The organism is Brevibacillus antibioticus (assembly GCF_005217615.1).
GTDB lineage: Bacteria > Bacillota > Bacilli > Brevibacillales > Brevibacillaceae > Brevibacillus > Brevibacillus antibioticus.
Genome location: NZ_SZNK01000001.1, coordinates 2,966,353 through 2,981,523 on the forward strand (window position 1 = coordinate 2,966,353; position 15,171 = coordinate 2,981,523).

A 15,171-nucleotide genomic window follows, 5' to 3' on the forward strand; every position below is an offset into this window, starting at 1 on the left:
TTCAATATGATACCATTCGTCATTCGACAAGTAATGTCTCTTTTGTGTCAAAATCTTTTCGTTTCTCCCGTTTCCAATCCTATCCATCATTGTTTCCAAACTTCTCCTATTGAATGCGAACGTCCCCAGTAGAACTTCGCACAGTCATTTTGGGTCCACCTGATCCTATCGATGCCTTCACTTTGTAGTCCTCGTCCTTTTCATAAGTAAGGTTCGACCAGGTGGTTTCGATGGAACCTGTATCTGTCGTTACCTCCAGTTGTGCTACAGCAGGCTCCTTTGCTACCGTCACCCGAATATCTCCCGTGTCCGTTCGAATCGAAACATCATGGGTCAGCTCTGGCAATGTCAGTTTATCAATCTCGCCTGTAGAGCTTTCAATTGAAACGGCCGAGCGAACATTTTCCAGACTGATATCTCCTGTAACTGTCTGGACGTCAAGCGCTTCTCCTTCATAGCCCAACACGTCCACATCTCCATTGCTGCTGGATATTTTCGTGTTCTTTGCCCGCAGCATCCCGCTCTTGATATCCCCTGTCATCGTTTCAAGCTTGACGTTCTCATACATTTTTTCTGGCAGGAAGAGCTCCAGCTTTACCCTCCCGTTTCGAGGATAAAACATATTGACATGAGGGAGTTCACGCAGTTCTACGAGTAGCGTACCATCTGGGGAGACTACACTCCGAAACTCCAGTCGCTCCTGCTGTTGTTCGGATACTTCCCCTACCATCCGTACGCTCGCTTTTGGTTGCTTGCTTGCCATGATTTCCACATCAGCTGTTCCCGTCAGTACCTCAATCACTTTTACCTCTTGTTCGATCACGCGCTCTTCATTGACTTGTTTTAACGAAAAGGAGAAATTTTCTTGCTTCGTAAAGAGCCAGATGATTCCACATACACCGATGATAAATAAAAGAAGACTTATGCCAAATAGTCTTTTCCCTAAATTTCGCATCTCATTTCCCCCTGATCATCTTCACGTTGAACTGGAGATAGCGCAAGAACTGGCGATACAGCCATTTCGTCAGTCGCAGCAAGCCGATGGCAAACATTCCTCCCAATCCTACGGAAACCATGCTGGAGAACAACAAGAAAAGTCTCTCTTGGGAAGGGGCAGGAATCCCGTAATCCAAGAATATTCCGACTGGCGCGACCAAAAGAGCCGCAGTCATTGCGTACAACCCCATTAGTATGCCGACCAGGCCTAAAAATGGCCCCAATACGAAGACGAGATTGAAAAATCCCAAGCTGATTGTCGCGACAATCGCTCGCGTCATATTCCCTACTGATGCGTTGGACTGTGCTTGATCAATTCGGTAGCCAGCCAAAAGCTCGCGTGCCACTAGCTTCGGACTCCCCAATCCTTCTGCAATTTCATACTCCGTCTTCCCTTGTTTCATTCCCAAGAGAAAATGCTCTGTATAATCGGCAAGGATGTCTAAGCGCTCTTTATCAGGCAAAGCGCTAAGCAAAGCATTTAACTCATCCATAAACTCACGCCTTGTCATATCCGAGTCCCTCCTCTATGATCTCATTTACCCCGCGGTTAAATATTCGCCACTCCAAGACGAGGTCATTCATGTATTGACGACCGCGATTTGTCAGCTGGTAATATTTCCGTGGGGGTCCCTCTTGTGATTCCGCCAAATAGGTCGTAAAAAATCCTTCCTGGGTCAAACGGCGAAGCAAGGGGTAGACCGTTCCTTCAGAGATATGAAATTTTTCTGAGATGCTTGCAACCAGTTCGTAGCCGTATCTGTCCTGCTTAGCTGTCAAGACGAGAACACACAGCTCCAGAACCCCCTTTTTAAACTGTACATTCATCAACATCACCCATGTAAAAGCTTACCAAATAGCTACTATACATTGCAAGGTACTTCATTATAAAAGACGGACAGGAAGGTTTTCCTCCCCCCTGTCCAGTCAAACCTTATTTTTTCACTTCAACAATGCGGTCTTCTACTTTAGGATTAACAGTTTTACGCTTGACCAAGCCTTCCTCCACAATGCTGTACATGGACAAGCCTGTGTTGAAGAATGGCTTTTTCAACGATTCGTAACCATCTCCACCTGCTGCCAGGAAGTCGATCGTTGCCAATTTATACGTTTTAGTCAGGTCAAGCGGCTTGTCGCCAACTTTTACTTCTACTACGCGCTCACCCGCTGGCTTGGATGGGTTGTACGTGAAGCTCATGCCGCTCACTTGCGGGTAGCGTCCTGCTCCCTCTTCTACCTTGCTCACGCCGTTTTCGAGAGCTTTCTTCAGCTCTTCGCCTGTTACTTCTACGACTGCCAGTGTATTGTTCTCGAATGGCAGGAGCGTGTACAGACCTTTTTTCGTGATATCGCCTGCTGGCAGCTGTGTACGGATTCCACCGCCGTTCGCCAGTGCTACATCTGCCTCATAGCCCTTGATGGACTTCGTGCGCTCCAGCATGATATCTGTGATCAGGTTACCTACGTTTGTTTCTTTCGTACGGACCAGCGCACGGTCACCATCGAGTGGCACTTCGGATTTCGCAATAACTACATTCATGACAGTATCGATCTTGGCCACGACTTCTTTTACCATCTTATCTACGTCTGGATCAGCCACAACTGCTTCATCGTACTCTTTCAAACCGCCGCTGAATGCTACCAGTTCTTTGTCGAGATAGTAGAGGTCAGCGCGTCCGAGAGACTTGCCGTACTCCCAGTCTTGTACGATGTACGTGCCGTTTACGAGTTCAGGTTCTTTCAGTGGAGTATGGGAGTGACCACCAACAATCAGGTCAATGCCAGGAACGTTTTTCGCGATTTCACGGTCTACATTTACTCCGATATGGGAAACAACAATTACGTGATCTACTTCTTTTTTCAACTGCGGTACAAGTACTTTCGCCACTTCTACCGGGTTTTTGAATGTCAGCCCTTTTACGTTGTCAGGGTGAGTCAGTACAGGTGTGTCTTCCGCTACGAAACCAACAAAGGCGAATTTCTTCCCGCCAATCTCTGCTTTGAAAACAGGTGGCAGCAATTCTTTTCCATCCGCCTTGAACACGTTAGCAGAGATAACTGGATGCTCGAGCATGTCACGCAGCTTGAGCAATTGCTCATAACCGAAGTCAAACTCGTGGTTACCTGCAGCCATTACGTTGTAGTCGAGGCTGTTGAGGATCGGAACAACAGATTCGCCTTTGAATTGGTTCACGAAAACAGTACCTTGGAAGGTATCACCAGCGTCCAAGAGCAAGAAGTTTTCGTTCTCTGTGCGCCATTCCTTGAGCAAGGTTGCGATTTTGGCAAAGCCGAATTCTTTTTGGTTCTTGTCTTCTTGAATATGACCGTGTGTATCGTTAGTGTGGGCAATCGTTACATGCTTGGTAGCCGCATCACCCAATGCTTGGAAAAATTCACCGCGCGTGACGGTCGCCTTTTTGTCGAGCTTCACTTTGTAGCCCAGTTTGTCAGCCATTTGTGTAAGCTTGGCAGAGGTTACCGCTTGCGCAGGGTTTTTATAGTCGTCTTGTGTGAGAGCACCTTGGCTCTTTGCCCAGTCGAAGTAAGGAGTAGACCAATGAGCACCTTTAGCGGCAGCTCCCACTTTTGCCTCTTTCAATTTGGAGAAAACAATAGTAGCTTCTGCGAGAGTCACGGCACGATCCAAAGCAAGATCGCCATTTTGCCCCGCTGATACAATTGCCTTTTTCACCATCCAGTCAACGTGCTGTACAGGATGCAATGGTGCTGCAAATGCTGAGGAAGACATCAGCGATGCAAATACGATAGATGCAAACGCCGTCATCGTAATCCGACGTACCTTTTTCATGATAATTTCCCCTCTCGTCTATGTATAAATAAATAGGATAACGTTTTCATTATAGCAAAATTTGCTAGGACTATGGTGTGATATTTGTTTACTTTCTGTTTAGAAAGCTCTTTAAGGCATCAGCCATTTTCTCTGTCGATTCAACCATGCCCATATGCCCAGCATCAGGCAACAGCACTTGTTTGACGTTATTTTTATCTACTGTAAAAGTTTTTTCAGCAGGAATGATCTGGTCCTCTGTTCCTGCGACTAATAGCACAGGTAATGTCGTTTCTTGCAGCACATGATTGCGATCCACTCGATCACGCATGGCAATTAATGTTTGGATGGCTCCAACCGGGCTCGTCGCAAAGCCAATTTCTTTTGCCAGCTGGAATTCTTCTCTCATCGTGTCGATATGCGAAGGTGCGAACAGCTTCGGTACGAGGGCTTTGATAAACGGCTCCATTCCATTTTGGCGGATGTTATCTGCGCCTTTATCCCGATTGGCTTTGGCAGCGTCGTCATCCGGATATGGCGTCGAATGGACCAAGCCAAAGCTCGCCAGCTTGTCCGCGTATTGATTTGCAAATGCCAAGGTCACATAGCCACCGAGTGAATGTCCAAACAGATGAATCTTCGTTAAACCAAGCTCCTCTACAAGCAAAGCCAGATCGTCTGCAAAGCGCTCGATCGAATACGGCTCATCAGGCGCCGAGCTGTCTCCATGACCACGCAAATCGATTGCAATGACACGATACGTTTTAGACAAGAGCGGCACGAGTTTATGCCAGTAAGCTGAGCTCCCGCAAAAACCGTGGATCAAAACAAGCGATTCCCCCGTTCCTTCTTCTACATAGGCTATTTTGATGCCGTTACTTAGTTGGACTTCCTTTTTCATCGGTCATACTCCTTTATTGTTTGTTTACTTCTTGTCAAGAAGTGCTACTGACCCTTAGGATTGGAAAATAACCCTTGTTCCAAAGAACATGAAAGAGGTGCAGCTAGTAGATGGTATACCCAAAAACAGGTTCCGTGATCGTCGGGGACGGCAGAGAAATGACGTACACGTACATTCAGGAAAATCAGACGCCATCTCGCTCCGTCTGCTTTTTCTTTCCCGGAGCCAGCTATTCGTTTGACAGGCCTTATCTGTATTATTCTACCATGCTTTTTTTGAGCAAACAGATCGATCTCGTCCATGTACACGCAGAGTATGGACGAGACAATACGGATTTTTGGAATCACTCATTCGCCAATCGAAGTGCTTGGATCAGCGAGGAGATGCAAACGGTTGTCTCACACGTACTGGATGCTCACGAGTATGAACGAGTTTTCTTCCTCGGGAAGTCACTCGGTACGGTGCCGATTGCCTGCGGATTGCTCAAGGAATCTCGTTTTGCCCGTTCGTCCGCTATCCTGTTGACTCCATTGCTGACTGAGGATGTGTTCCATACGGAATTGCTGACTCTTACCCAGCAGGTATTACTCGTCTCAGGCACTGCCGATCATTACTACGACCAGGGTGTGGTTGATCAGCTGGCCACATCCAAACCAAACATCCAGCTCCATCTCCCGCAAAACGCCAAGCACTCCCTCGATGTTGATCTCTATGTCGATGATTCCCTTCAAGTGCTACAGTCTGTCATGGGTGAACTAGCACGCTTCTTGGACAAGCAAATGGATTGACATCAAAAACAACACCTCTTGCGCGTGCAAAGTAGGTGTTGTTTTCTTGTTTTTTACCGGAGCGGGATAAAAATTTCATACGTATTGTCGGCCCGAACAGACTCATGCACAGATGGAACGTACCGCTCATCATAGCGCTCCATGCGAAGAGCTCGCTCGTCCACTTGATGGCCATTCTCGTTAAGCCAGCCAAACAGGCCGTGGTATGTGCTTTGGACCTGTTCCATCGGTCCTGTGTGGGTAAACCGGGCGTATGTCTTCGCTGGGATCGTGAACCCGACCATGCCCGCAGGAATATGGTCGAAACGCTCTACTTCCACCACAATGTACTCGGTATACATTTGGTACGTCCGATTCTCGTCGCTGATGTCGTAACGAACATCCGGTGAAATCACGAGAGGAATCTCATGCTGACGCTTCAAAAAAGTCTCCCACAGTTTGGGCATGCATTCCACAAGCATCGGAAACGAACCAGAGAAGCTAAGCCCAATCAGATGCTTTTGCGGCACGTGAACAATCGTCCCTTCCATCTCTCCACCTCATTCATCTGCATTTTCCTTCGTATTTTGACAGGGGGTGGAAAAATCCTGCAAAAAGCAAAAAAAAAGCACCTCCCGCATCAGCAAGGAAGTGCTTCCTTCTTTATTCAAACGCTTTTTTCATCGCTTTGTAGCTTACTTCAATCGTCCGTTCGATATCTTCATCTGTATGAGCCAAGGAAACGAACATACCCTCAAACTGGGACGGCGGGATCATGACACCTTCCTCCAGCAGATAGCTAAAGTATGCCGAGAAACGCTCCAGATCGGATGTTTTCGCTGTTTCATAGTTGATAACCGGCGTCTCTGTGAAGAACAGGCAAACCATGGAGCCTACGCGATTGAGCGTGTGCGGAATGCCCAGCTTCTTGGCATTGTCAGCCAAGCCTTCAGCCAAACGAGCAGACATCTTCTCCAAGCGCTCGTAAGCACCTGATTTGCTGAGCTCTTGCAAGGTAGTCAAGCCTGCTGCCATCGCCAAAGGATTTCCTGACAGCGTACCTGCCTGATAGATTGGTCCTGCTGGAGCCACTTGCTGCATGATCTCACGTTTACCGCCATATGCACCTACTGGCAAGCCACCGCCGATGACTTTCCCCATCGTTGTCAGATCCGGAGTAATGCCGTACAGCTCTTGTGCACCGCCCAAAGCTACACGGAAGCCCGTCATGACTTCATCGAAGATGAGCAGTGTACCATGTTTCTCCGTAATTTCACGCAGTCCTTCAAGGAAGCCTGGCTGTGGAGGAACAACCCCCATGTTGCCGCCGATTGGCTCCACAATAACTGCTGCCAGATCATCGCCAAACGCTTCAAATGCCAGTTTGACGCTTTCCAGATCATTGTAAGGAACCGTAATTGTGTTATGTGCGGTTCCTTCTGGTACGCCTGGGCTGTCTGGAAGCCCTAGTGTAGCCACACCGGAACCAGCTTTGATCAATAGGCTATCGGCATGACCATGGTAGCAGCCTTCGAACTTCATGATTTTGTTGCGTTTGGTAAAGCCACGCGCGAGGCGAAGAGCGCTCATCGTTGCCTCTGTACCGGAGTTCACCATGCGTACGACTTCTACAGATGGCACAATCTCACAAACGAGCTTTGCCATTTCTGTTTCCCGCTCAGTTGGTGCTCCGAAGCTGGTTCCAAGCGCAGCGACTTCCGTAATCGCTGCAAGGACACGCGGATGCGCATGACCCAAGATCAATGGACCCCACGAGCCGATGTAGTCAATGTAGCAGTTTCCATCCACATCAAAAATGCGGGAGCCTTCTCCTTTTGCAATGTAAACAGGATTGCCTCCAACGCTTTTAAAGGCACGAACCGGACTGTTTACTCCGCCTGGTATGTAATGCTGTGCTTCTGCAAATAACTGAGTAGATTTTTCTCTATTCATCTCGTGCTCACCTCGCCAGCCATTTTGCAACATCTTTTGCATGATACGTAATAATCAAATCTGCGCCTGCGCGCTTGAAGCCTACCAATGTTTCCATGACGATACGCTCTTCATCAATCCAGCCATTCAGAGCTGCTGCTTTGACCATGGAATACTCGGCACTCACATTGTAAGCCACGATCGGCAGGTTGAAGTTCTCACGCAGGCGAAGAACCATGTCCATGAAGGCAAGACCTGGCTTCACGATCAAGAAGTCCGCGCCTTCTTTTACATCGGAAGCTGCCTCGCGCAGACCTTCACGTGCATTGGACGCGTCCATTTGGTAGCTTTTGCGATCGCCGAATTGTGGAGTCGAACCTGCCGCATCGCGGAACGGACCGTAGAAGGCAGAAGCGTATTTCACCGCATAGGACATGATCGGAATGTGCTCAAAACCAGCCTCGTCCAAAGCTTCACGGATTGCCACCACGAAACCGTCCATCATGTTGGACGGTGCAATAATATCTGCTCCCGCTTTTGCCTGGGAAACGGCGGTCTGACCCAAAAGCTTCAATGTTTCGTCATTCATGACCTCGCCTTCGTGAATGACACCACAGTGACCATGATCGGTGTATTCACACAGGCATGTATCTGCAATCACAATCATTTCTGGATGGGCTTCCTTGATCAGACGCATCGCCTGCTGGGTAATCGCATCATCATTGTACGCCTCTGTTCCACATGCGTCTTTATGTGTTGGTACCCCAAACATCAAAACAGCTTGAATTCCCAGAGCTTCGATTTCTTTCATCTCTTCAGCCAGTGTGTCCAAGGAGAGCTGATACACGCCTGGCATGGACGGAATCTCATTCTTAATACCCGTTCCTTCCACCACGAACAACGGATAAATCAAGTCTTCCACCCGTACGTGGTTCTCCCGCACCAGATTGCGCATAGCCGCGCTTTTGCGAAGACGGCGATGACGGTCAAATGTTTGTGCCATGTCGATTCCCTCCCAGATTCTCTATGATAGCTGCTAGTAAGCCTTCCACGGTGTACTCACTCGCTACCACATGAACAGAAAGCCCGTTTTGTTTTGCTGTATCTGCCGTTATTGGCCCGATACAGGCTATCTGAACGTGCTTGAGCCAGTCTAACGATGCATAAGACTCCATCGCTGCCATGAAATGCGTCACCGTTGAAGAGCTAGTAAACAAGATGATATCGATGAGACCTTGCTGTAGCTTTTCCGCTGCGTCTGGAGCCTGCTTCGCATCAATGACAGTGTGATACACGTCTACCTCTGTCACGAGAAGCCCCAACCGAGCCAACTCCTTTGGCAGTGCCTTGCGGGCAATATCTGCACGAGGCAGCAGAACGCGCTGACCAGGAAGCAACTGATCATACAAGCTCGACAGCAAGCCCTCCGCCACGTAATCAGACGGGATGACAGCTACTTCGAGCCCGTGATGCTCAAGCGCCTTTGCCGTCTTCGGACCGACCGCAGCAATTTTGCCAGTGAACGCTTCGAGTCCTACCCCGACCTCGCGCATGCGCTCCAAGAAAAAGCGTACACCATTCACACTCGTGAAGACCACCCAGTCGTATGTTGGCAACTGGGTGATGGCTTCGTCGAGCTTGGCTGTGTCCGTCGGCGGCATCATTTTTAACAGGGGAAATGCGTACGCTTCCCCACCTAACCGCTCGATATGCTCAACGAGCTCGCAAACTTGACTTCTTGCCCGCGTGACCATGATGCACTTGCCAGTCAGCGGCTTGTGCGATCCGTGGGCAATCATTGCTCATTCTCCCGCAATACTTGCGCAAGTACGTCTCCCGCTCCTTGCGCCAGAAGAGCTTCCGCCACTTGAATTCCCAGCGTTAACGGATCTTGACCGGTCGCCGTGTTTTTGAACATTTGCTTCCCATCTGGGGAGCCAACCATACCTGTCAAAGTAATTTCATTGTTCTCACCAACTGTCGCATATGCGCCAATCGGCACCTGACAGCCTCCTTGGAGTTTATGCAGGAAGCTGCGCTCTGCCGTTACCGCCAAACGCGTCGGTGCGTCATCAAACTGCTTCAAAAGAGCGAGTGTCTCCTCATCGTCTGCACGGCATTCGATGGCAAGCGCACCTTGACCGACTGCTGGCAAGCTGATTTCAACAGGCAGGAACTGTGAGATGTTCCCTTCAAAATTCACGCGCTCAAGCCCAGCCGCAGCGAGGATGATCGCATCAAAATTCCCTTCCTCAAGCTTGCGCATGCGCGTATCAATATTTCCACGCAGAGATTCGATCTGAATGTCAGGGCGATGTGCGAGAATTTGTGAAGAACGGCGCAAGCTACTGGTTCCTACCAAAGCTCCTTGTGGCAATTCATCCAACGTCTTGCCGTCCTTGGAAAGCAGGACATCTCGAGGATCAACACGCTTCGGAATCGCGCCAATTACCAAGCCCTCTGGCAATTCAGCCGGCATATCCTTCAAGCTGTGTACCGCAAAATCGGTTTCCTTATCGAACAAGGATTGCTCGATTTCTTTGACAAACAATCCTTTTCCGCCTACTTTGGACAAGGTCACATCGAGGATCCGATCGCCTTTTGTCACGATTTCATGCAATTCAAAATCAGCTTCAGGTGCGAACCCCTTCAGTTTATCTACGACCCACTTCGTTTGGGTGAGCGCCAATTTGCTGCGACGCGTTCCCACTTTCCATTTTCCCATGACAGCCTCCTTGATGAACAGCTCCTACCACCAGTCGTGAAATGTAGAAGTAGTGAAGCCTAAAAAATTAATAAGCAGTAACAAAAACGCCACGACGTTCCACTGCGCGAGTCTGCGCATCTGCATCGTATCCCGATAGCGTTGGTACAGCCACAACGAATAAATCGCAACGACCAGCACGGAGAGCACTACTTTTGAATCTAGCAGAAATTTCTCCGGCAAAACCATTTTACCCCAAATGATCCCTAATACAATCGAGAGCAAGAGCATCGGTACACCCAGCATGTTCATTCGGTACGCGTAGCCCTCCAATTTATCAAGGCTAGGCAAACGCCTGAGCAACGGCGACCAGCGTCTTCCCTTGAGCATTTTGTGCTGGAGCAAGTACATGGCCGAGAAGATCATGGAGAGCGAGAAAGCCCCGTAACTGAACATGGCCAGTGTCACATGTGTCAGCAATAGCTCAGAGGTCAAAATACTCGATACAGCCTCAATCGGCGTTTCCGGCAAAAACATCGACATGACGAGCACGACAAACCCGATAATATTAGTAAAAAAAACCAGCAAATCAATCCGAAAAAAATAGTGAATAGCAAGCGACAAGCCTACCAGCACCCATGAATAAAAAAATAGCGTCTCAAACAGCGTAATGACTGGAAAATACCCCTTCATGACTGCTTGCGAGACAAAAAATGCGGTTTGCAAGGCCCAAACGACAACAAGCAACCCGAAAGCCAGACGATTGACTTTCCGGTTGCTTTGCAAGAAGTCGTTAAAATAGAAGAGAACACTTGCAGCGTAGAGAAAGATCGTCAAGTCGTAGATCCATCTCACCTCGGCCATGCACTCTCTCCCCCACTTTCCCAATCGGTTTCTAACAGTGCGTGTTCAAAAAGTCGGCTTTTTAGCACCGAGAAGATGGCGAGAACCGAACGACGGAGGAGCGGAGTGTAGGTAATCTACATGAGCACCGGACTTCGGAGGTGAACGCCATATTCGATGTGGAATTAGCTTTCTGAGCTACTTCGTGATCAAAAGACGACTTTTTGAACAACCTCTAGTAGCAGATAGATTGTTAGGTCAGCTTATTCAGGGAACCGGGAAGCCAATACCTGCTCCCGAGAAGAAGATGTCTGTTTATTTTTATCGTTAGCCCAGATTGCTTCCTGTTCTTTTCGCTCCAGGATCTCCTCCAACGCAAACATTTTCTCGAAAATATCCAGTACTTCTTCCCCATCTTTGGTAGCTGCCATTTCTTTTAAACGCACGACCGGATCGTGCAACAGTTGATTGACAATGCCCTTGGTTGTCTTGCGGATGATGTGCATCTCCCGCTCAGACAGGTTCGGCAGCTTGTTTTCGATTTTTCGCATCGCTTCGCTTTGGATCGTGTTTGCCTTGTCACGCAGTGCAGCGATGAGTGGTGCTACGCCAAGCGTCTGGTACCAGGTCGTGAATGCCACGATCTCTTCTTGAATCATAACATCCAGACGTTCCGCTTCACGAGAACGTTCCGCAACATTACTCGCAACGATTCCTTCCAGATCGTCAATATCATATAAAAATACGTTATCAAGATCATGCAAGTCAGGATTCAGGTCGCGAGGAACTGCGATATCCACCATGAACAACGGACGATGCTTTCGTTGTTTCATGATCGGAGCCAGTTCTTTTTTGCCGAGGACATAACCTGTCGCTCCGGTCGAGCTGATGACGATGTCTGCTGTGAGCAGTGCCTCTGGCAGCTGCTCCATCGTACAGGAGTCACCCTTGAACTTTTCTGCCAAAAGCTGCGCTCGCTCTAATGTACGATTCGCTACCATGACACGTTCCGATCCGTTTGCGTGCAGATGTTTGGCGGTCAGCTCGCTCATTTTGCCCGCTCCGACGATCAGGACAGACTTCCCTGCGAAGGAACCGAAAATCTTTTTCCCCAGCTCGACAGCAGCGTAGCTGACAGAAACCGCATTTTGCCCAATCGCTGTCTCTGTATGGGCACGCTTGGCGAACGTAATCGCTTGCTTGAACAAGGTGTTGAAGACAGTCCCTGTCGTTTGAAGCTCCTGCGCTAACAGGAACGCATCACGGACTTGTCCGAGGATTTGTGTTTCTCCCATTACCATCGAATCAAGACCGGAAGAGACGCGGAACAAGTGCTCGATTGCCTGTTCGTTCTCTTTTATATAGAGATGATCCTTAAATTGTTCTTTCTCCACGCCGAACCATTCAGCCAAAAAACGGCGGGTATAGTCTCGGCCAATATTCGCCTGGTCGCAAACGACGTAAATCTCCGTCCGGTTGCACGTTCCCAGTATGATACATTCTGCGATACTCTTCGTCTGGGAGAGGAGATGAAGAGCGCGTGCTGTCCCATCGTCGCTGAATGTAAACTTTTCGCGAATTTCGACAGGAGCTGTTTTATAGTTTAGACCCAGCAAAAGAATATCCATAATGTCCTCCCAGAATAGCAAACCTGTTAGCGGCATATGTAAAATGCACTATTATTATATCATTATGTCCCGAATCGGATAGGAGTAATTGTGAAAAGTTTATTAACGGAGCGCACTTTGCGTACATCCTATATAATCCGCTTGCGTTCCTTCAGGGAATCCCTTATGATGTCGGCTATACATGAAAACAGAAGAAAAATTGTGAAAATGTCAGAAAGGAGAGGAAAGAAGCTTTGAGAAAACCTTGGATGGCAGACATAACGCTAGTCCTCGTCGCAGTTATCTGGGGAACTACGTTTTTGATCGTACAGCAGGCAATCGCATCGCTGCCTCCCAATACGTTTAACGCTGTTCGTTTTACCATAGCTGCGTTATTTTTATTGGTCATCTATTTCATCCGCAATCGTCATCGTCAGCATACCTCTGAATGGAGAGGACCACTGCTTCGTGCAGGCGCAATCCTCGGTTTTTGGCTCTGTCTGGGCTACGCCTTGCAGACCGTAGGACTATTGTATACTTCGCCGTCCAAAGCTGGCTTTATCACTGGATTAGCCGTCGTATTGGTGCCGCTCTTCTCCTTTTTGCTCTTGCGTGAGCGCGTGAAGCCTTTCGCTATCGTCGGTGTGATTCTGGCAGCATTCGGCTTGTATTTGCTGACGCAGAACCAATCATTCTCCTTTAATCTCGGTGATGCCCTGATCTTCGTCGCCGCAATCTGCTTCGCCATGCAAATCGTCTCTACCGGCAAATACGCACCTCGTTTTGCAGCATTGCCCCTTGCTATCACGCAGTTAGGCACAGTAGCTATGATGAGCTGGCTGTACGCCTTTTTCTTTGAGGATTGGAGTCGCGCTTTTGATCCGGCGATCTTGTTCATACCCGAGGTTGCCTTTGGTTTGATCGTCACTTCTATTTTCGCCACGGCACTGGCCTTTCTCGCGCAGACAGCCTTGCAAAAACAAACCAGCTCGACGCGGGTCGCTCTCATTTTCGCTTTGGAGCCCGTATTTGCGGCAGTCACCTCGTACATCTTTATTCATGAAGTACTGAGTGGAAGGCAATTAACCGGATGTCTCCTGATTTTCACCGGCATGATTCTCGCTGAGCTGCCGATTCAAGAATGGGTGCGGAATTTCCGTCAGAGAAAGCCAAATGACGGTCGTGAATCCGCCTAATGCGAAAAGCAAAAAAGGTTCCTTCTCCCCTGCGGGAAAGGAACCTTTTTTATGAGCTCTTCTTAACTTCTAGCATGACGGCATCCACAAAAAGCTGCATGACCGGTCCACACACTTCTTGCGGGTAACGCTCTGTTCGTTTGAGCCACCGTTTGAGGCGGAGCAAATGATACGCTGCTTGTGGAAGTCGCCCTCTTGTCCCATGATCAATGAGAGCGACTGCCGACAGACCGACCTTGGTCCACAGATGAAACTTCTCCACCCACGGCCTCGTTTCTTCTGCAAGCTTCTGATTCGTCATCCCTGCCAACAGCTTGTCAGCCGCCGCTTCCATCTTCTGAAAAAGAGCCGCCAAATCAGCAATGGCTTTTTGCCGATCTCCCTGCAAAAAATGAAAGCGGAAGGTCAGGATCTCTTCTAGCAATCGCGGCGATTCCACCTCACATAAAAATGAGCTTTGCACGTTATTCGCAAAGGTGAAGAAAGCATCCGCATCCTTTTGTCCCGCTACTTCCTCTACAGCTTGTTTCCATACCGTATCAGGATCGTAGCCGATCGGATCTCGCAAATAAGCCGCCGTCGTAATCAAAGGAATCTTCGAGCATTCTGGTCTAGACATCGCATTCGCCACATAGCCTGCTGCGTATTGCCACAAGTCAGGGTCTCGGTGACGTAATGGACCGATATGTAGTTCGCTCGCCATAGCCAAATCATTCACAGGGTAGTTGTCCCAATAAAATGGCTGATGACCCGTGTACTCATGAAAGCGAATCGCATCGCCGTCCGTCAGGTAGGGCGAGCAAACGAATCGTCCCGTCCAGAACAAATCGATTTCTGGCGGCAAATGCTGGCCGAGGTACATGATGTACGCTTCTTTTCCAATCCCGTTGTATTGTGTAGGACAGACAACCAGCTTGACCTGATCGCCCCAGCTCCGTATCAAATCCCACACATAAAGCGTCGTATAGGCATGCGCCTCCGCCAAATGGGCAAACTCGGCTACATCCTTCTCATGCAATAGATGCATAGGGATATCATCGAACAATAGTGCAAAGTAACGCACACCACGATCATACAAATCCCGATACTTCCTGCCCAACAGCTCCAAGTGCTGAGGATTTGTATATTCCATGCTGAGTCCAGGACCCAGGCAATAAATAAACCGCATGTTGCGAGTCTTTGCCCGCTGGATCAGCTCATCTAACTGTTGATTAGCTTTCGCAGGAAGCGGCTCCATCCAGCGTTCCCGCAGATACTCGTCATCTTTTGGGGCGTAGAAATACGCGTTGTAATCATGTCGGTGTAAAAAGTCGATCATATCCAGCCGCTCTTCATGTGTCCAAGGTGTTCCATAGAAGCCTTCGATCACACCACGTACAGCAAAGCAAGCACTCCCGCTCACTTAGATGCTCCCTTCCCCACGACGAATTGGGT

Annotated in this window: 15 protein-coding genes; 2 read left to right on the forward strand and 13 right to left on the reverse strand. The window is 48.8% G+C overall.

The features are described 5' to 3' along the window. Positions 1-106 precede the first annotated feature (106 nt). The 5 genes from E8L90_RS13875 to E8L90_RS13895 all read right to left on the reverse strand — a co-directional run bounded on the left by E8L90_RS13875 (position 107) and on the right by E8L90_RS13895 (position 4,688). Positions 107-955 (reverse strand): DUF4097 family beta strand repeat-containing protein, encoded by an 849-nt coding sequence (locus E8L90_RS13875; RefSeq protein ID WP_137029895.1) that lies wholly within the window; start codon positions 953-955, stop codon positions 107-109. 1 nt (position 956) lies between these two features. Continuing rightward, positions 957-1,508, reverse strand: a complete 552-nt coding sequence (locus E8L90_RS13880) for an HAAS signaling domain-containing protein (RefSeq protein WP_137029896.1) — start codon at positions 1,506-1,508, stop codon at positions 957-959. Then, the gene (locus tag E8L90_RS13885; protein WP_017247513.1) at positions 1,495-1,824 is read right to left on the reverse strand and encodes a PadR family transcriptional regulator; all 330 of its coding nucleotides are present in this window, start codon (positions 1,822-1,824) and stop codon (positions 1,495-1,497) included. Before E8L90_RS13885 ends, E8L90_RS13880 begins: the two co-directional genes overlap by 14 nt. Before the next feature lie 106 nt (positions 1,825-1,930). Then, positions 1,931-3,808, reverse strand: a complete 1,878-nt coding sequence (locus E8L90_RS13890) for a bifunctional metallophosphatase/5'-nucleotidase (RefSeq protein WP_137029897.1) — start codon at positions 3,806-3,808, stop codon at positions 1,931-1,933. Positions 3,809-3,896: 88 nt separating this feature from the next. Beyond that, on the reverse strand, positions 3,897-4,688 hold the full coding sequence (locus E8L90_RS13895; protein ID WP_137029898.1) for an alpha/beta fold hydrolase: 792 nt from the start codon (positions 4,686-4,688) through the stop codon (positions 3,897-3,899). A gap of 110 nt (positions 4,689-4,798) precedes the next feature. Between E8L90_RS13895 and E8L90_RS13900 the strand changes: the two genes are divergently transcribed. Further along, on the forward strand, positions 4,799-5,476 hold the full coding sequence (locus E8L90_RS13900) for an alpha/beta family hydrolase (RefSeq protein ID WP_137029899.1): 678 nt from the start codon (positions 4,799-4,801) through the stop codon (positions 5,474-5,476). Positions 5,477-5,529: 53 nt separating this feature from the next. Here the strand turns inward: E8L90_RS13900 and E8L90_RS13905 are convergent, their stop codons facing one another. The 7 genes from E8L90_RS13905 to hemA all read right to left on the reverse strand — a co-directional run bounded on the left by E8L90_RS13905 (position 5,530) and on the right by hemA (position 12,562). Continuing rightward, positions 5,530-6,006 (reverse strand): GyrI-like domain-containing protein, encoded by a 477-nt coding sequence (locus E8L90_RS13905; RefSeq protein ID WP_137029900.1) that lies wholly within the window; start codon positions 6,004-6,006, stop codon positions 5,530-5,532. Between the two features lie 112 nt (positions 6,007-6,118). Further along, positions 6,119-7,408: a glutamate-1-semialdehyde 2,1-aminomutase gene (gene hemL / locus E8L90_RS13910; protein ID WP_137029901.1), complete on the reverse strand. Its 1,290-nt coding sequence runs from the start codon at positions 7,406-7,408 to the stop codon at positions 6,119-6,121. A 7-nt stretch (positions 7,409-7,415) separates the two neighbouring features. Then, positions 7,416-8,390, reverse strand: coding sequence for a porphobilinogen synthase (gene hemB, locus E8L90_RS13915; RefSeq protein WP_137029902.1), 975 nt, complete (start codon positions 8,388-8,390; stop codon positions 7,416-7,418). Next, positions 8,374-9,186 carry a uroporphyrinogen-III synthase gene (locus E8L90_RS13920; RefSeq protein WP_137029903.1) on the reverse strand — a complete coding sequence of 271 codons (813 nt, stop codon included), beginning with the start codon at positions 9,184-9,186 and terminating at the stop codon, positions 8,374-8,376. The genes hemB and E8L90_RS13920 overlap by 17 nt, the downstream gene beginning before the upstream one ends. Next, positions 9,183-10,112: a hydroxymethylbilane synthase gene (hemC, locus tag E8L90_RS13925; RefSeq protein WP_137029904.1), complete on the reverse strand. Its 930-nt coding sequence runs from the start codon at positions 10,110-10,112 to the stop codon at positions 9,183-9,185. The genes E8L90_RS13920 and hemC overlap by 4 nt, the downstream gene beginning before the upstream one ends. 24 nt (positions 10,113-10,136) lie before the next feature. Next, positions 10,137-10,955, reverse strand: a complete 819-nt coding sequence (locus tag E8L90_RS13930) for a cytochrome C assembly family protein (RefSeq protein ID WP_137029905.1) — start codon at positions 10,953-10,955, stop codon at positions 10,137-10,139. A gap of 242 nt (positions 10,956-11,197) precedes the next feature. Next, entirely contained in the window at positions 11,198-12,562 is a 1,365-nt protein-coding gene (gene hemA / locus E8L90_RS13935; protein ID WP_137029906.1) for a glutamyl-tRNA reductase, read from the reverse strand. A gap of 233 nt (positions 12,563-12,795) precedes the next feature. On the opposite strand from hemA, the gene E8L90_RS13940 reads away from it, so the two are divergent. Continuing rightward, positions 12,796-13,737, forward strand: coding sequence for a DMT family transporter (locus tag E8L90_RS13940; protein ID WP_341870809.1), 942 nt, complete (start codon positions 12,796-12,798; stop codon positions 13,735-13,737). 49 nt (positions 13,738-13,786) lie between these two features. Here the strand turns inward: E8L90_RS13940 and E8L90_RS13945 are convergent, their stop codons facing one another. Continuing rightward, positions 13,787-15,139 carry a protein O-GlcNAcase gene (locus tag E8L90_RS13945; RefSeq protein WP_137029908.1) on the reverse strand — a complete coding sequence of 451 codons (1,353 nt, stop codon included), beginning with the start codon at positions 15,137-15,139 and terminating at the stop codon, positions 13,787-13,789. Positions 15,140-15,171: the final 32 nt, after the last annotated feature.